The 16180-nt window shown below is 68.7% G+C and carries 24 protein-coding genes; 23 read left to right on the forward strand and 1 reads right to left on the reverse strand.

Translation table 11 applies throughout. The features are described 5' to 3' along the window. The first annotated feature begins 1 nt into the window (after position 1). The 21 genes from rplN (at position 2) to ADK41_RS19335 (ending at position 13169) form a co-directional block, all read left to right on the forward strand. Entirely contained in the window at positions 2-370 is a 369-nt protein-coding gene (gene rplN, locus ADK41_RS19235; RefSeq protein ID WP_030831680.1) for a 50S ribosomal protein L14, read from the forward strand. A gap of 2 nt (positions 371-372) precedes the next feature. Then, a complete protein-coding gene (rplX, locus tag ADK41_RS19240; RefSeq protein WP_030831677.1) occupies positions 373-696 on the forward strand; it encodes a 50S ribosomal protein L24 in 324 nt (107 codons plus the stop codon). Beyond that, positions 696-1253, forward strand: a complete 558-nt coding sequence (gene rplE / locus ADK41_RS19245; protein WP_030831674.1) for a 50S ribosomal protein L5 — start codon at positions 696-698, stop codon at positions 1251-1253. The genes rplX and rplE overlap by 1 nt, the downstream gene beginning before the upstream one ends. 5 nt (positions 1254-1258) lie before the next feature. Beyond that, complete coding sequence (locus ADK41_RS19250; protein ID WP_003948630.1) at positions 1259-1444, forward strand: type Z 30S ribosomal protein S14; 186 nt, start codon at positions 1259-1261, stop codon at positions 1442-1444. 213 nt (positions 1445-1657) lie between these two features. Further along, complete coding sequence (gene rpsH, locus ADK41_RS19255) at positions 1658-2056, forward strand: 30S ribosomal protein S8 (protein WP_030831671.1); 399 nt, start codon at positions 1658-1660, stop codon at positions 2054-2056. Positions 2057-2080: 24 nt separating this feature from the next. Further along, positions 2081-2620, forward strand: a complete 540-nt coding sequence (gene rplF, locus ADK41_RS19260; protein ID WP_030831669.1) for a 50S ribosomal protein L6 — start codon at positions 2081-2083, stop codon at positions 2618-2620. Positions 2621-2623: 3 nt separating this feature from the next. Continuing rightward, positions 2624-3007: a 50S ribosomal protein L18 gene (gene rplR, locus ADK41_RS19265; protein WP_030831668.1), complete on the forward strand. Its 384-nt coding sequence runs from the start codon at positions 2624-2626 to the stop codon at positions 3005-3007. Between the two features lie 41 nt (positions 3008-3048). Further along, the gene (gene rpsE / locus ADK41_RS19270; protein WP_030831667.1) at positions 3049-3654 is read left to right on the forward strand and encodes a 30S ribosomal protein S5; all 606 of its coding nucleotides are present in this window, start codon (positions 3049-3051) and stop codon (positions 3652-3654) included. A 2-nt stretch (positions 3655-3656) separates the two neighbouring features. Beyond that, positions 3657-3839, forward strand: coding sequence for a 50S ribosomal protein L30 (gene rpmD, locus ADK41_RS19275; RefSeq protein WP_003974250.1), 183 nt, complete (start codon positions 3657-3659; stop codon positions 3837-3839). Between the two features lie 2 nt (positions 3840-3841). After that, a complete protein-coding gene (gene rplO / locus ADK41_RS19280) occupies positions 3842-4297 on the forward strand; it encodes a 50S ribosomal protein L15 (protein WP_014674382.1) in 456 nt (151 codons plus the stop codon). 244 nt (positions 4298-4541) lie between these two features. Further along, a complete protein-coding gene (gene secY / locus ADK41_RS19285) occupies positions 4542-5855 on the forward strand; it encodes a preprotein translocase subunit SecY (RefSeq protein WP_030831665.1) in 1314 nt (437 codons plus the stop codon). Next, the gene (locus ADK41_RS19290) at positions 5855-6508 is read left to right on the forward strand and encodes an adenylate kinase (RefSeq protein ID WP_030831663.1); all 654 of its coding nucleotides are present in this window, start codon (positions 5855-5857) and stop codon (positions 6506-6508) included. Before secY ends, ADK41_RS19290 begins: the two co-directional genes overlap by 1 nt. A gap of 302 nt (positions 6509-6810) precedes the next feature. Continuing rightward, positions 6811-7647, forward strand: a complete 837-nt coding sequence (gene map / locus ADK41_RS19295) for a type I methionyl aminopeptidase (protein WP_030831660.1) — start codon at positions 6811-6813, stop codon at positions 7645-7647. Positions 7648-8104: 457 nt separating this feature from the next. After that, positions 8105-8326, forward strand: coding sequence for a translation initiation factor IF-1 (infA, locus tag ADK41_RS19300; RefSeq protein ID WP_004927214.1), 222 nt, complete (start codon positions 8105-8107; stop codon positions 8324-8326). A gap of 59 nt (positions 8327-8385) precedes the next feature. Then, positions 8386-8499 (forward strand): 50S ribosomal protein L36, encoded by a 114-nt coding sequence (gene rpmJ / locus ADK41_RS19305; RefSeq protein ID WP_003998809.1) that lies wholly within the window; start codon positions 8386-8388, stop codon positions 8497-8499. Between the two features lie 192 nt (positions 8500-8691). Then, positions 8692-9072, forward strand: coding sequence for a 30S ribosomal protein S13 (gene rpsM / locus ADK41_RS19310; RefSeq protein ID WP_003974244.1), 381 nt, complete (start codon positions 8692-8694; stop codon positions 9070-9072). A gap of 64 nt (positions 9073-9136) precedes the next feature. Continuing rightward, positions 9137-9541 (forward strand): 30S ribosomal protein S11, encoded by a 405-nt coding sequence (rpsK, locus tag ADK41_RS19315; protein ID WP_003956432.1) that lies wholly within the window; start codon positions 9137-9139, stop codon positions 9539-9541. A gap of 253 nt (positions 9542-9794) precedes the next feature. Beyond that, positions 9795-10817, forward strand: a complete 1023-nt coding sequence (locus tag ADK41_RS19320) for a DNA-directed RNA polymerase subunit alpha (RefSeq protein ID WP_003966937.1) — start codon at positions 9795-9797, stop codon at positions 10815-10817. A 190-nt stretch (positions 10818-11007) separates the two neighbouring features. Beyond that, positions 11008-11508 carry a 50S ribosomal protein L17 gene (gene rplQ / locus ADK41_RS19325; protein ID WP_030831656.1) on the forward strand — a complete coding sequence of 167 codons (501 nt, stop codon included), beginning with the start codon at positions 11008-11010 and terminating at the stop codon, positions 11506-11508. Positions 11509-11674: 166 nt separating this feature from the next. Next, on the forward strand, positions 11675-12532 hold the full coding sequence (gene truA / locus ADK41_RS19330) for a tRNA pseudouridine(38-40) synthase TruA (protein ID WP_030831653.1): 858 nt from the start codon (positions 11675-11677) through the stop codon (positions 12530-12532). Positions 12533-12566: 34 nt separating this feature from the next. Continuing rightward, complete coding sequence (locus tag ADK41_RS19335) at positions 12567-13169, forward strand: hypothetical protein (protein ID WP_234318941.1); 603 nt, start codon at positions 12567-12569, stop codon at positions 13167-13169. 135 nt (positions 13170-13304) lie between these two features. Here the strand turns inward: ADK41_RS19335 and ADK41_RS19340 are convergent, their stop codons facing one another. Beyond that, positions 13305-14192: a hypothetical protein gene (locus ADK41_RS19340; protein ID WP_030831647.1), complete on the reverse strand. Its 888-nt coding sequence runs from the start codon at positions 14190-14192 to the stop codon at positions 13305-13307. A 74-nt stretch (positions 14193-14266) separates the two neighbouring features. Between ADK41_RS19340 and ADK41_RS19345 the strand changes: the two genes are divergently transcribed. Continuing rightward, positions 14267-15463 (forward strand): glycosyltransferase 87 family protein, encoded by a 1197-nt coding sequence (locus ADK41_RS19345; RefSeq protein WP_037804817.1) that lies wholly within the window; start codon positions 14267-14269, stop codon positions 15461-15463. Positions 15464-15696: 233 nt separating this feature from the next. After that, entirely contained in the window at positions 15697-16140 is a 444-nt protein-coding gene (gene rplM / locus ADK41_RS19350; RefSeq protein WP_004927173.1) for a 50S ribosomal protein L13, read from the forward strand. Positions 16141-16180 lie beyond the last annotated feature (40 nt).

Below are 16180 nucleotides of genomic sequence, written 5' to 3' on the forward strand. Positions count from 1 at the left end.
CGTGATCCAGCAGGAGTCGCGACTGCGCGTCGCCGACAACACGGGGGCGAAGGAAGTCCTTTGCATCCGTGTGCTCGGTGGCTCCGGTCGCCGCTACGCGGGCATCGGTGACGTCATCGTCGCCACCGTCAAGGACGCGATCCCCGGTGGCAACGTGAAGAAGGGTGACGTCGTCAAGGCGGTCATCGTTCGCACCGTCAAGGAGCGCCGCCGTCCGGACGGCTCGTACATCCGCTTCGACGAGAACGCCGCCGTCATTCTGAAGAACGACGGCGACCCTCGCGGCACCCGTATCTTCGGCCCGGTCGGCCGTGAGCTGCGCGAGAAGAAGTTCATGAAGATCATCTCGCTCGCGCCGGAGGTGCTGTAAGCATGAAGATCAAGAAGGGCGACCTGGTCCAGGTCATCACCGGCAAGGACAAGGGCAAGCAGGGCAAGGTCATTGCCGCTTACCCGCGGGAGGACCGCGTCCTGGTCGAGGGTGTCAACCGGGTCAAGAAGCACACCAAGGCCGGCCCGACCGCCGGCGGTTCGCAGGCCGGCGGCATCGTGACCACCGAGGCCCCGGTCCACGTCTCCAACGTCCAGCTGGTCGTGGAGAAGGACGGCAACAAGGTCGTCACGCGCGTCGGTTACCGCTTCGACGACGAAGGCAACAAGATCCGCGTTGCCAAGCGGACGGGTGAGGACATCTGATGGCTACCACCACCACTCCGCGTCTGAAGACGAAGTACCGCGAGGAGATCGCGGGCAAGCTGCGTGAGCAGTTCTCCTACGAGAACGTCATGCAGGTTCCCGGCCTCGTCAAGATCGTGGTCAACATGGGTGTGGGCGACGCCGCCCGCGACTCCAAGCTGATCGATGGCGCCATCCGCGACCTCACCACGATCACCGGTCAGAAGCCGGCCGTCACCAAGGCCCGCAAGTCCATCGCGCAGTTCAAGCTGCGTGAGGGCCAGCCGATCGGTGCCCACGTCACGCTCCGCGGTGACCGCATGTGGGAGTTCCTGGACCGCACCCTGTCGCTCGCGCTGCCGCGCATCCGCGACTTCCGCGGTCTGTCCCCCAAGCAGTTCGACGGCCGTGGCAACTACACCTTCGGTCTCACGGAGCAGGTCATGTTCCACGAGATCGACCAGGACAAGATCGACCGTGTCCGGGGTATGGACATCACCGTGGTCACCACGGCGACCAACGACGAAGAGGGCCGCGCCCTTCTCCGTCACCTCGGCTTCCCGTTCAAGGAGGCGTGAGCGAGATGGCGAAGAAGGCTCTCATCGCGAAGGCTGCTCGCAAGCCCAAGTTCGGAGTGCGCGGCTACACCCGCTGCCAGCGCTGCGGCCGTCCGCACTCCGTGTACCGCAAGTTCGGCCTGTGCCGCGTGTGCCTTCGTGAGATGGCTCACCGTGGCGAGCTGCCGGGCGTGACCAAGAGCTCCTGGTAGTCCGGGTAATTCCGGACCCCCAGGACTCTCGGTAAGCAAGGGGAACGGCGGGAGGCCCGCTCCGTATGGCTTAGGCTTGCGGGGTTGGGCACCTGCCGTGCCCCAGACGACTTACTACGCCGTAGGTCCACCGCGCCGCACCCGTCCCGTCTCGGATCGGGGAGAGGGATGGCGCACCAGGAAACCCCGGCGAGAGAGGCCGAAGGCCAATTCATGACCATGACTGATCCGATCGCAGACATGCTCACGCGTCTGCGGAACGCGAACTCGGCGTACCACGACTCCGTGGCGATGCCGCACTCGAAGATCAAGTCGCACATCGCGGAGATCCTCCAGCAGGAGGGCTTCATCACGGGCTGGAAGACCGAGGACGCCGAGGTCGGCAAGAACCTCGTTCTCGAGCTGAAGTTCGGCCCGAACCGTGAGCGCTCCATCGCGGGCATCAAGCGGATCTCCAAGCCCGGTCTCCGGGTGTACGCGAAGTCCACCAACCTGCCGAAGGTGCTGGGCGGCCTCGGCGTGGCGATCATCTCCACGTCGCACGGGCTCCTCACCGACAAGCAGGCCGGCAAGAAGGGCGTGGGTGGGGAAGTCCTCGCCTACGTCTGGTAGCGGAAGGGAACGGAGGAAACAGCTATGTCGCGCATCGGCAAGCTCCCCATCGCGGTTCCCGCCGGCGTGGACGTCACCATCGACGGCCGTACGGTCTCGGTCAAGGGCCCCAAGGGCACGCTGACCCACACCGTCGTGGCGCCGATCGAGATCGCCAAGGGCGAGGACGGCGTGCTGAGCGTCACCCGCCCCAACGACGAGCGTCAGAACAAGGCCCTGCACGGCCTGTCCCGCACGCTGGTGGCGAACATGATCACCGGCGTGACCCAGGGTTACGTGAAGAAGCTCGAGATCAGCGGTGTCGGTTACCGCGTTGTCGCCAAGGGTTCGAACCTGGAGTTCTCCCTCGGCTACAGCCACCCGATCACGGTCGAGGCGCCCGAGGGCATCACCTTCAAGGTCGAGGCCCCGACCCGTTTCTCGGTCGAGGGCATCGACAAGCAGAAGGTCGGCGAGGTTGCGGCCAACATCCGCAAGCTGCGCAAGCCCGACCCGTACAAGGCCAAGGGCGTCAAGTACGAGGGCGAAGTCATCCGCCGCAAGGTCGGAAAGGCGGGTAAGTAAGCCATGGCATACGGGCAGAAGATCCTCAAGGGCGACGCCTACAAGCGTGCTGCTATCAAGCGTCGTCACATCCGGATCCGCAAGAAGGTCGCCGGCACCGCCGAGCGTCCTCGCCTGGTCGTGACCCGTTCCAACCGCCACATCGTGGCGCAGGTGATCGACGACCTGAAGGGCCACACCCTGGCGTCGGCGTCCACCCTGGACGCGTCGGTCCGGGGCGGCGAGGGCGACAAGTCCACGCAGGCCAAGCAGGTCGGCGCCCTGGTCGCCGAGCGCGCCAAGGCCGCCGGTGTCGAGGCCGTCGTGTTCGACCGTGGTGGCAACCAGTACGCCGGGCGCATCGCCGCCCTGGCGGACGCCGCCCGCGAAGCCGGACTGAAGTTCTGAGCCGGTTCCGTAGCTAGCGGAAACAGAGAGAGGTAATTCCAATGGCTGGACCCCAGCGCCGCGGTGGCGGTGCCGGTGGCGGCGAGCGGCGGGACCGGAAGGGCCGTGACGGCGGCGCAGCTGCCGCCGAGAAGACCGCGTACGTTGAGCGCGTCGTCGCGATCAACCGCGTCGCCAAGGTTGTGAAGGGTGGTCGTCGCTTCAGCTTCACCGCGCTGGTCGTGGTGGGCGACGGTGACGGCACCGTGGGTGTCGGATACGGCAAGGCCAAGGAGGTGCCGGCCGCCATCGCCAAGGGCGTTGAGGAGGCCAAGAAGCACTTCTTCAAGGTCCCCCGCATCCAGGGCACCATCCCGCACCCCATCCAGGGTGAGAAGGCTGCCGGCGTCGTGCTGCTCAAGCCCGCGTCGCCCGGTACCGGTGTGATCGCCGGTGGTCCGGTGCGTGCCGTGCTCGAGTGCGCCGGTATCCACGACGTGCTGTCGAAGTCGCTCGGCTCCGACAACCAGATCAACATCGTGCACGCGACCGTGGCGGCCCTCAAGGGCCTGCAGCGTCCCGAGGAGATCGCGGCCCGCCGTGGTCTGCCGCTCGAGGACGTCGCCCCCGCGGCTCTTCTCCGTGCGCGTGCCGGGGCGGGTGTGTGATCATGGCGCAGCTCAAGATCACGCAGGTCAAGTCCTACATCGGCAGCAAGCAGAACCACCGTGACACCCTGCGCTCCCTTGGTCTCAAGGGCATCAACACGCAGGTCGTCAAGGAGGACCGCCCCGAGTTCCGCGGCATGGTGCACACCGTCCGCCACCTCGTGACGGTCGAGGAGGTCGACTGATCATGGCGGAGCAGAACCCGCTCAAGATCCACAACCTCCGTCCCGCCCCGGGCGCCAAGACCGCCAAGACCCGTGTCGGTCGTGGTGAGGCGTCGAAGGGTAAGACGGCCGGTCGTGGTACGAAGGGCACCAAGGCCCGTTACCAGGTTCCGGAGCGCTTCGAGGGTGGCCAGATGCCGCTCCACATGCGCCTCCCGAAGCTGAAGGGCTTCAAGAACCCGTTCAAGACCGAGTACCAGGTCGTGAACCTCGACAAGCTGGCCGCGCTCTACCCCGAGGGTGGCGAGGTCACCGTCGAGGGTCTCGTGGCCAAGGGTGCCGTGCGCAAGAACAGCCTCGTCAAGGTCCTCGGCCAGGGCGAGATCTCGGTGGCGCTGCAGGTGACGGTCGACGCCGTCTCCGGCTCCGCCAAGGAGAAGATCACCGCCGCCGGCGGTACCGTCACCGAGCTCGTCTGACCCTTTCAGGTGTCTCGATGACGTAGAACGATCCCGACCGGGGATACTCCACATTTGGGGTATCCCCGGTTGGTCGTTCCTAGGGCGGCATGGTCGCCGGTAAGGTGGCCTGCGCTGCCCACTGACCCCGGGCGCCTCGTACGGGCACTCGGGACGGCAGTTGACCGTTACGTAATTCGTCCTTAGTCGGAATCTCAAGACCGTCACCCTTGACGCAGATGCGCGGGGGGTCGCAGGAGGCACCGTGCTCACCGCGTTCGCCCGGGCGTTCAAGACGCCCGACCTGCGCAAGAAGCTGCTCTTCACGCTCGGCATCATCGTGGTGTACCGCGTCGGTACCAACGTTCCCATTCCGGGCGTCGACTACCGCAACGTCCAGACCTGCATCGACAATGCCGAAGCCAATTCGGGTCTGTTCGGTCTGGTCAACATGTTCAGCGGCGGTGCGCTGCTCCAGATCACGATCTTCGCCCTGGGCATCATGCCGTACATCACCGCGTCGATCATCCTGCAGCTGCTGACCGTGGTGATCCCGCGTCTGGAAGCCCTCAAGAAGGAGGGCCAGGCCGGCACGGCGAAGATCACGCAGTACACCCGTTATCTGACGGTGGCGCTGGCCATCCTGCAGGGCACCGGCCTGGTGGCCACCGCCCGCAGCGGCGCCCTGTTCCAGGGCTGTCCGGTCGCGAGCCAGATCGTCCCGGACCAGTCGATCTTCGTGACCGTCACCATGGTCATCACCATGACCGCCGGTACGGCCCTCGTCATGTGGCTCGGTGAGCTCATCACCGACCGCGGCATCGGCAACGGCATGTCGATCCTGATGTTCATCTCGATCGCCGCGACCTTCCCCTCCGCCCTGTGGGCCATCAAGGAGCAGGGCAGCCTCGCGGGCGGCTGGATCGAGTTCGGCACCGTCATGCTCGTCGGCTTCGTCATGGTCGGCCTGGTCGTCTTCGTCGAGCAGGCCCAGCGCCGGATCCCCGTGCAGTACGCCAAGCGCATGGTCGGCCGCCGCTCCTACGGCGGCACGTCGACGTACATCCCGCTCAAGGTGAACCAGGCGGGCGTGATCCCCGTCATCTTCGCCGCGTCGCTGCTGTACATCCCGGCGCTGATCGTCCAGTTCTCCAGCTCGACGGCGGGCTGGGCGACGTGGATCGAGGCGAATCTCGCCAACCCCGGGGCCACGGCGCACATCGTTCTGTACTTCCTCCTGATCGTGTTCTTCGCCTTCTTCTACGTGGCGATCTCCTTCAACCCCGAGGAAGTCGCCGACAACATGAAGAAGTATGGTGGCTTCATCCCGGGCATCCGGGCTGGCCGACCGACCGCTGAGTACCTCAGCTACGTACTCAACCGGATCACCTGGCCGGGTTCGCTGTACTTGGGTCTGATCGCTCTCGTGCCGACAATGGCGTTGGCCGGTTTCGGGGCAAACCAGAACTTCCCGTTCGGCGGGACCAGCATCCTGATCATCGTAGGTGTCGGTCTCGAGACGGTGAGGCAGATCGAGAGCCAGCTCCAGCAGCGCAATTACGAAGGGTTCCTCCGCTGATGCGAATCGTCCTCGTCGGGCCGCCGGGTGCCGGTAAGGGTACGCAGGCCACCCGCCTTGCCGAGAAACTGCGCATCCCGCACATCTCCACAGGCGACCTGTTCCGCGCCAACATCAGCCGGCAGACCGAACTGGGGAAGCTCGCCAAGTCCTACATGGACGCGGGCAATCTCGTCCCCGACGAGGTCACCATCGCCATGGCCAAGGACCGCATGGAGCAGTCCGACGCCGAGGGAGGCTTCCTGCTGGACGGCTTCCCGCGCAACGTGTCGCAGGCCGAGGCGCTGGACGAGCTGCTGCAGACCGAGGGCATCAAGCTGGACGCCGTGCTCGATCTGGAAGCCCCCGAGGACGAGGTCGTCAAGCGGATCGCCGGGCGGCGGGTCTGCCGCAAGGACTCGGCGCACGTGTTCCACGTGACGTACAGCCCGCCGAAGCAGGAGGGCGTGTGCGACCTCTGCGGCGGTGAGCTGTACCAGCGCGACGACGACTCCGAGGACACCGTGCGGACGCGGCTGGAGGTCTACCACACGCAGACCGAGCCGATCATCGGTTACTACCGGGCGCAGGGGCTGGTCGTCACCATCTCCGCGATGGGGCCCGTCGACGAGGTCACGGGCCGTGCGCTGGAGGCGCTGAAGAGCGGTAAGTAGTGCTGTACGTCGGTCACAGCCGCGGTTCCCTTGTGCGAGGGGCTGCGGCTGTGGCTTGGCCGGGCGGTGTTCGCGCGGCCCGGCGTCCGCGGGGCGCCTCCCCCGGAGGGGGCGCCGCCTGTGCCCACCCTCCACCGCTTCCGGCTTCGCTCGAACAGGAAAGCACCCTCATCGCCCCCGGGGTGCCTCCCAGGCCCTTAAGGCGCCGGGGGAGGCGCGACTGCCCGCGGTGGCGAGGTCGGGGCCCCGTATCGTTGGACGTGTTCGTCCCCTCTCCTGGTCCCAGAAAGGCCGTCGTCCCCATGGTGCAGATCAAGAGCCCTGAGCAGATCGCCAAGATGCGTGAGGCGGGGTTGGTCGTCGCCGCCATCCACGCGGCCACCCGTGAGGCCGCCGTGCCCGGGGCCACGACGAAGGATCTGGACCAGGTCGCCCGCAAGGTGCTCGCGGAGCACGGCGCCAAGCCGAACTTCCTCGGCTACGGCGGCTTCCCCGCGACGATCTGCACCTCGGTGAACGACGTCGTCGTCCACGGCATCCCCTCCGACGACGTCGTCCTCAAGGACGGCGACGTCATCTCCATCGACTGCGGCGCGATCATCGACGGATGGCACGGCGACGCCGCCTACACCGCGTTCGTCGGGTCCGGCCACTCCCCGGAGCTGGTCGAGCTGTCCCGGGTGACCGAGGAGTCGATGTGGGCCGGCATCGCGGCCATGAAGCAGGGCAACCGGCTCGTCGACATCTCCCGCGCCGTCGAGACGTACATCCGGCGCCAGCCCAAGCCGGGCGGCGGCAAGTACGGGATCATCGAGGACTACGGCGGCCACGGCATCGGCACCGAGATGCACATGGACCCGCACCTGCTGAACTACGTCGACCGCAAGCGGGGCAAGGGCCCCAAGCTGGTCCCGGGCTTCTGCCTCGCCATCGAGCCGATGGTCTCCCTGGGCACCCCGAAGACGAAGGTCCTCTCCGACGACTGGACGGTCATCACCACCGACGGCACCTGGTCCTCGCACTGGGAGCACTCGGTGGCCCTGACCGAGCAGGGGCCGCTGGTCCTGACGGCTCCCGACGGGGGCAGGGCGAAGCTGGCGGAGATGGGCATCACGGCGGCGCCGGACCCGCTCGGCTGACGACCGGCCGCGGGCGGGCGGGCCGGCGGAGGCCGGTGCAGCCGCTCGAAGCCTGTGGGACGCCCCGGCGCCGAGCCCGCGGGAGCGGCGTGGAGAACCGGCCGGCCGGACGGCCGTCATCACCGGCGGCACCTGGCCCTCGCACGGGGAGCATGCGGTGGCCCTGGCCGAGCGGGGGGCGCTGGTCCTGACGGCGGCTCCCGGCGGAGGCAGGGCGAAGCCGGCGGCGACGGGGATCACGGCGCCGGGTCCGCTCGGCCGGCGACCGGTCGCGGGCGGCGCCGGGGAGGGGCTTCGTCCGGTTAAGGATCTCCGAGGCGGGGCAGGATTCTCGATTCGTTTTTCCGGGTGTGCTGACGTAGACTGACTCGTCGGCTCTCGTGCACCCGCATGTCCGCATGTACTACACACGGTGCACGCCAGAGTCGATCAAGGTAGTCGATTCGAAGGGCGAAGCGTGGCCAAGAAGCAAGGTGCCATCGAGATCGAGGGCACTGTCGTCGAGTCTCTTCCGAACGCCATGTTCAGGGTCGAGCTCCAGAACGGCCACCAGGTCCTGGCACACATCAGCGGCAAGATGCGTATGCACTACATCCGCATCCTCCCTGACGACCGGGTCGTGGTGGAGCTCTCTCCGTACGACCTGACGCGTGGCCGGATCGTCTACCGGTACAAGTAGATCTTGCCCGCTCCCCGGCCCGCCGGGGTGATGGCACTGACCCGGAGAACCTCACACCCATGAAGGTCAAGCCGAGCGTCAAGAAGATCTGCGACAAGTGCAGGGTGATCCGCCGTCACGGCCGGGTCATGGTCATCTGCGAGAACCCGCGCCACAAGCAGCGCCAGGGCTGACCGCAGCACGATCGACCCTCTGCGACTTCCGCAGAAATTCGCGCGACGCGAGCAGTACACGTTCATACGCAGGTCCCGAGCCGCACGGCTCGACACCCCCGGCTCGGAGGCCGGGGACCTGGTCCGTACCTGGTACGGCGGGCTGGGATCCGGTCCTGCGGAAGACCTCCGACAATCAACTGGAGCCATTGAATGGCACGCGTTTCCGGTGTTGACATCCCGCGCGAAAAGCGCGTGGAGATCGCCCTCACCTACGTGTTCGGCATCGGCCGGACCCTTTCGCAGCAGACGCTGGCCGCCACCGGCGTCGACCCGAACACCCGCGTTCGCGACCTCTCCGAGGAGCAGCTCGTCGCGATCCGCGAGTACGTCGACAACAACATCAAGACCGAGGGTGACCTCCGTCGCGAGGTCCAGGCCGACATCCGCCGCAAGGTCGAGATCGGCACCTACCAGGGTCTGCGTCACCGTCGCGGCCTGCCCGTCCGCGGTCAGCGCACCAGCACCAACGCGCGTACCCGCAAGGGCCCGCGTCGCGCCATCGCCGGCAAGAAGAAGCCGGGCAAGAAGTAGTCCGCAGCGGACCTCTGTCCACGGTCTTCGCTGTAGGACCGACCACCTCCCGTAGGAGAACGACATGCCCCCCAAGGGTCGTCAGGGCGCTGCCAAGAAGGTGCGCCGCAAGGAAAAGAAGAACGTCGCTCACGGCCACGCGCACATCAAGAGCACGTTCAACAACACGATCGTGTCGATCACGGACCCGTCCGGCAACGTGATCTCCTGGGCCTCCGCCGGCCACGTCGGCTTCAAGGGCTCCCGGAAGTCCACGCCGTTCGCCGCGCAGATGGCCGCCGAGTCGGCTGCCCGCCGCGCTCAGGAGCACGGCATGCGCAAGGTCGACGTGTTCGTCAAGGGCCCGGGCTCCGGTCGTGAGACCGCGATCCGCTCCCTGCAGGCCACGGGCCTCGAGGTCGGCTCCATCCAGGACGTCACCCCGACCCCGCACAACGGCTGCCGTCCGCCGAAGCGCCGCCGCGTCTGACGCGACGGTTCGGCCGGTCGGCTCCCTGCTGGGGGTGCGGGGTCGTCCCCCGCGGTGCCGCAGCACGGCTGCCGTCCGTCGAAGCGCCGCCGCGTCCAAGACGCCGGCCGCTTCGTTCGGCTTCGGGTTCGGGCGGTACGGCTCGCAAGGGCCGTGCCGCCCGTACCCTTGTAGTACCCGCACTTTTCACCGGGTGCGGTTTCCGTCGGGCGTCAAATAGCGGGTGCCCACGAAAGAAGGATCTGATCACCACATGCTGATCGCTCAGCGTCCCTCGTTGACCGAAGAGGTCGTCGACGAATTCCGCTCCCGGTTCGTGATCGAGCCGCTGGAGCCGGGCTTCGGCTACACCCTCGGCAACTCCCTCCGCCGTACCCTCCTGTCGTCGATCCCCGGTGCCGCCGTCACCAGCATCCGCATCGACGGCGTCCTGCACGAGTTCACCACCGTGCCGGGCGTCAAGGAGGACGTCACCGACCTGATCCTCAACATCAAGCAGCTGGTCGTCTCCTCGGAGCACGACGAGCCGGTCGTGATGTACCTGCGCAAGCAGGGCCCGGGTCTGGTCACCGCCGCCGACATCGCGCCGCCGGCCGGTGTCGAGGTGCACAACCCCGACCTCGTCCTCGCCACGCTCAACGGCAAGGGCAAGCTGGAGATGGAGCTGACCGTCGAGCGCGGTCGCGGCTACGTCTCCGCCGTGCAGAACAAGCAGGTGGGTCAGGAGATCGGGCGCATCCCGGTCGACTCGATCTACTCGCCGGTCCTCAAGGTCACCTACAAGGTCGAGGCGACCCGTGTCGAGCAGCGCACCGACTTCGACAAGCTGATCGTCGACGTCGAGACCAAGCAGGCCATGCGTCCGCGCGACGCCATGGCGTCGGCCGGCAAGACCCTGGTCGAGCTGTTCGGTCTGGCCCGCGAGCTCAACATCGACGCCGAGGGCATCGACATGGGCCCGTCCCCCACGGACGCCGCCCTCGCCGCCGACCTGGCGCTGCCGATCGAGGAGCTGGAGCTCACCGTTCGGTCGTACAACTGCCTCAAGCGTGAGGGCATCCACTCCGTGGGTGAGCTCGTCGCCCGCTCCGAGGCGGACCTGCTCGACATCCGCAACTTCGGTGCGAAGTCCATCGACGAGGTCAAGGCCAAGCTGGCCGGCATGGGCCTCGCGCTGAAGGACTCGCCCCCCGGGTTCGACCCGACCGCTGCGGCGGACGCGTTCGGTGCGGACGACGACGCGGACGCGGGCTTCGTCGAGACCGAGCAGTACTGAGGGCTCGGGACCTTCGGTCCGTACTCGGCTGCCGGTCGGCTGTGGCCGGTCGCGCAGTTCCCCGCGCCCCTCTGGGGCGCGGACCCTCCGGGCGTCAGAAATGGCGCCCGGATCTCCGACGGGCGACCGCCCGCTCGGATACTGACCCCGGTACCTGATACGGCCGGGGCAGACACCTAGGAGAGACACCATGCCGAGGCCCACCAAGGGCGCCCGTATGGGCGGCAGCGCCGCGCACGAGAAGCTGCTCCTCGCGAACCTCGCGAAGGCGCTGTTCGAGCACGGCCGTATCACCACCACCGAGGCGAAGGCGCGCAAGCTGCGTCCGTACGCCGAGCGTCTGGTCACCAAGGCGAAGAAGGGCGACCTTCACAACCGCCGTCAGGTGCTCCAGGTCATCACGGACAAGAGCATCGTCCACACGCTCTTCACCGAGATCGGCCCGCGGTACGAGAACCGTCCCGGTGGCTACACCCGCATCACCAAGATCGGTAACCGCCGTGGCGACAACGCGCCCATGGCCGTCATCGAGCTGGTCGAGGCGCTGACGGTGGCGCAGGAGGCCACCGGCGAGGCCGAGGCCGCGACCAAGCGTGCGGTCAAGGAAGACGCCCTCAAGAAGGACGAGGCCGTCGAGGCCAAGTCCGACGAGGCCGCCGAGGCTCCGGCCGAGGAGTCGAAGGACGCGTAAGCGTTCCGCCGGGGCTGTGTGATGGCGGCTGCGGCACCGGCGAGGCTGATCGCGCCCGCGCGGCGGAGCCGCATACGAGCGACAGTCCCGCGCCCCTTGAGGGTGTTGGCGGGTCCGTTCCTTTTCAGGAGCGGGCCCGCTTTCGTGTGTCTGAGAGGATCTGTACGTGAGTGACGAAGTGCAGCCAGGGTGCGTGCGGGTCCGGTTGGACCTTTCCTATGACGGGACCGAATTCTCCGGGTGGGCCAAACAGGCCGGCGGGCGGCGGACCGTGCAGGGGGAGATCGAGGACGCCCTGCGGACCGTGACGCGGTCCGGGGGGACGACGTACGAGCTGACCGTGGCGGGGCGGACCGACGCCGGTGTGCACGCGCGGGGTCAGGTCGCGCACGTGGACCTGCCCCGCGAGGTGTGGGCCGAGCACCACACGAAGCTGCTCAAGCGGCTCGCCGGGCGGTTGCCGAGGGACGTACGGGTGTGGGCGCTCAGGGAGGCGCCCAGCGGCTTCGACGCCCGGTTCTCCGCGATCTGGCGGCGCTACGCCTACCGCGTCACCGACAACCCCGGCGGGGTGGACCCGCTGCTGCGCGGGCACGTGCTGTGGCACGACTGGCCGCTCGACGTCGACGCCATGAACGAGGCGGCCCGCGATCTGCTGGGGGAGCACGACTTCGCCGCGTACTGCAAGAAGCGGGAGGGGGCCACGACCATCCGGACCCTCCAGGAGCTGAGCCTGGTGCGCGGCGAGGACGGGATCGTCACCGCCACCGTCCGGGCCGACGCCTTCTGCCACAACATGGTCCGCTCGCTGATCGGCGCGCTGCTGTTCGTCGGCGACGGCCACCGTCCGCCCGACTGGCCGGGCAAGGTGCTGGCGGCGGGCGTACGGGACTCGGCCGTCCACGTCGTACGCCCGCACGGCCTGACCCTGGAGGAGGTCGGCTACCCGGCCGACGAACTCCTCGCCGCCCGCAGCAAGGAGGCCCGCAACAAGCGGTCGCTCCCGACGGCCGGCTGCTGCTGAACCGGGGCGGGCCGCTCAGTCCTCCGCCCAGGCGGTGAGCAGGCCGCTCACGGCAGCCGCGGGCTCGTCGGCGGACTGGGCCCGGGTCATGCCCGAGGCCTGGAAGAAGGGCGTCGAGAACAGGCCGGCGCGGTCCGTGCCGCTGCTGTGGGCGTACACGCCGCTGCTCGCCTTCACGGTCGCCCACTACCTGGTGTCGCTCCGGGTGAACGGCTTCACCCGTGACTTCGACATCGCGCAGGCGGACTGGCGGTTCGCCCTCTGGCCCGACTCCTCGAAGACGGTCCGGATCATCGAGCCCCACGTGAACTCCCGCGGCCGCTACCTCGGTTCCACGCCCGAGGCGCCCCTCTACTCCTTCCGTGAGAAGACCACGCACCGCCAGTGGCAGAGCGTCTTCGGCATGGAGTACACGGACGGGAAGGGCGAGTACTCCGCCGGGGACGCCGCCTACCGGGCGGCGCTGCGCGACGGCGCGTTCGACCTGATCGTCCTCGACGGGCTCACCGACCCCCGGGTGGACGACGTCATCGCGGGCGCGGTCAGGGGCAATCCGCACTACCGGCTCCTGGCGAACCTGCCGTTCCGCAACTCCGCCGGCACCGGCGAGTACCGCATCCGGGTCAAGACCTCGTGAGCGGGGGCCGCTCCCGCGTCGGGAAGGGCCGTACGCACGCGGCTCACCGCCACCGCGGTCGTCCGGGCGCCGCGGTGTCCGCCGAAGGCGACGCTCCGGCCGCGTCCGGGGCGCGGACGGACGGGCCGGCGGCGGTTACTCGTTCGCCGCCGCCGACGCCTGGGCCACGCCCCGGCGGCGGATCTGGCGGAACGTGAACTCCTGCAGGTCGTCGCCGGTGGTGAAGACGGCCGTGTCCTTCGTCGTCACGTCCTTGCCGGCGGTGAAGCCGGCGATGGTGAAGTAGGCGTAGCGGCCGTAGGAGTTGGTGGTGGAGCGGCAGACCGCGCCGGAGCAGAAGTCCTTGACGCCGCCGCCCGACAGCGACTTGACGATGCTCTTCTCGTCGGCCTGCTGCTTGGCCTTCGTCGCCCGGGCCTCGGTGTCGAAGACGGCCACGCCGACCGTCACCGCCATGTCGTCCTTGGTGTACGTGACCCGGATCAGACGGGTGCAGCCGTTGTCGTCCAGGACCTTCGGGAGCGTGGACTTCGCGGCCGAGGCGCAGTTCCCGGTGTCCGCCGTCGGGCCCTTCTTGTACACCGTCTCACCCATGGTCAGCTGGGTGCCGGGGAAGAGGACGTCGGGGCTCAGCGGGGCCTTGTCCTTCTTCGCGCTGGCGATGAAGTCCATCGGGTCCAGCGGCGGCGGGGCGCTCGTCGGGGCGAACGACGGGGCCGTGCCCGTGGGGCTCGGGACGGCGATGTCGGAGCCCCCGGGCAGCTGGGAGGAGGTGCCCGGCGAGGCCTCGTCGCCGCCGTCGGACGAGACGACGGCGACCGCCACGGCCGTGCCCACCGCGATGGCGGCGAGCGCCCCGCCGCCGATGAACAGCAGCCGGCGCCGCTTGGCGCGGGCCTCGGAGGCGTCGGCGAGCGCGGCCCAGTCGGGTGACTGGCCGGAGCCGCCGCCGCTCCAGGGCTGCTGGGAATTCGGTTTCCAGGGATCCCACTGCGGCTGAGGTCCCCCCTGCCCAAGACTCATGGGGCGCATCTTAGACGGGGCCCGGGGCGTGCTGGTCCGCCTCAACGGGGCCCGCGGGCCTTAGCGTTGCCGCCATGACGACGGGCAAAAGCGACATCTCCGGGTGGTTGGTGCGCTCCGCGAGCGGGCCCCTGTGGACCGGACTCGCGGCGGTGCTGGGGGCGCTGGCGGTGCACACGGTGCTGGTGACCTCGGGCGGAGGGATGGACAACGCGATCGTCGTGGACGCCGGGCGGACCTGGCTGGCCGGTGGTTCGCCCTATGACGACCGGCGCTTCCTCTATTTTCCGAGCGCGGTCGTGGCCGCCGCCCCACAGGCGCTGCTGCCGCGGTCCGTGCTCGACGTGGTCGTACCGGTGGCGGCGGTCCTCGCCCTCGTGCTGGGCTGGGCCTGCGCCCTGCGGCTGCACCGGGTGCCGTTGCGCAGCAGGCTCGCCGTCCTCGGGCTGCTGGGCCTCGCGGCCGGCTTCGCGCCGTTCGGGCAGCTGGTGCGGCTGGGCAACTGGACGGTGACGGCCGTGCTGGCGCTGCCGCTGTGCCTGCTGCTGGCGAGCCGGGGCCGGTGGGTCGCGGCGGGCGCGGTCATCGGGGTGGCGGTGGCGCTGAAGCCGCTGCTCGCGCCGATGGCGCTGCTGTTCCTCTTCGCGCGCCGCTGGGCGGCGCTGGCGGTGCTGGTGCTGGTCCCGGTGGTCGCCTCGGCGGTGGCGGCGCTGTTCCTGCCGGACCCCACGGGCTTCCTCACCCGCACCCTGCCGTTCCTGCTGAGCGGCCACGACGCCTTCATGCGGCTCTACGAGGCCGAGCCGGCGGCCGTGCTGCCCCGGCTCGGCGTGCCCGGGGCCGTGGCCACGGCGCTCGCGCTGCTCGCTGCCGCCGTGGGAGTGGGGTGCGCGTACCGGCGCTGGCGCGGGCCGGGTCCGGCGGAGCCGCGGCTGGCGGAGACGTCCGCGGGGCTGATGCTCTCGGCGTTCCTGGTGTCGCGCCCCTCTTACGACCACTACCTCCTGGTGGTCCTGCCGCCGCTGCTCGCCGGCCTGCCGTACGCCGGGGCGGCGGCGCGGCGGCCCTGGTTCTGGCTCGCCCTGGTGCCGCAGCTGCCGGGGGTGACCTGGCCGTGGCTGGAGTCGGGCAGGCGCCGGGCCTTCCGCGACTCCTTCACGCTGTGCGCGCTGGCGGCGACGGTCGCCCGTCACTGCGTACGGGGGACGCGGGAGGCGGCCCGCCCGGGTGGGGCGGCGGGGGAGCGGCGCACGGCCGTAGAATCGGCGTAGCCCCTCGCGGACGGGGTCGTTTTGACCCGTCCGGCCGACGATGGGTATCCTGCATTTTCGTTGTGTGTAGTGGCTTACTCATTCTCACGTGAGGGGCCCTTACACCGGTCCACCGGGCCGATGACCAGCGACCAGCACGCGGTTTGCGTCACCGCTGTGCGGTCAGGGCTGTCGTGATCGTCTTCGGTGACCTTGTCAGGACTCATTCACTGAAGAAGCGAAGGCTACGAACCGTGCGTACGTACAGCCCCAAGCCCGGCGATGTGACGCGCCAGTGGCACGTCATCGACGCTCAGGACGTCGTCCTGGGTCGTCTGGCCTCCACTGCGGCCTCCATCCTGCGCGGCAAGCACAAGCCGATCTACGCGCCCCACGTCGACACCGGTGACTTCGTCATCATCATCAACGCGGACAAGGTGCACCTCTCCGGCAACAAGCGGACCCAGAAGATGGCGTACCGCCACTCGGGTTACCCGGGTGGTCTGCGCTCCGTCCGCTACGACGAGCTGCTCGACAAGAACCCCGAGAAGGCCATCGAGAAGGCCGTCAAGGGCATGCTCCCCAAGAACACCCTGGGCCGTCAGATGCTCTCGAAGCTGAAGGTCTACTCGGGCGACCAGCACCCGCACGCTGCCCAGCAGCCGGTGCCGTTCGAGATCACCCAGGTCGCGCAGTAAGTCCGGCCACCCCCTAAGACTGAAGAGAATCTGAGGAGAA

The organism is Streptomyces caelestis (assembly GCF_001279005.1).
Taxonomy (GTDB): Bacteria; Actinomycetota; Actinomycetes; order Streptomycetales; family Streptomycetaceae; genus Streptomyces; species Streptomyces heliomycini.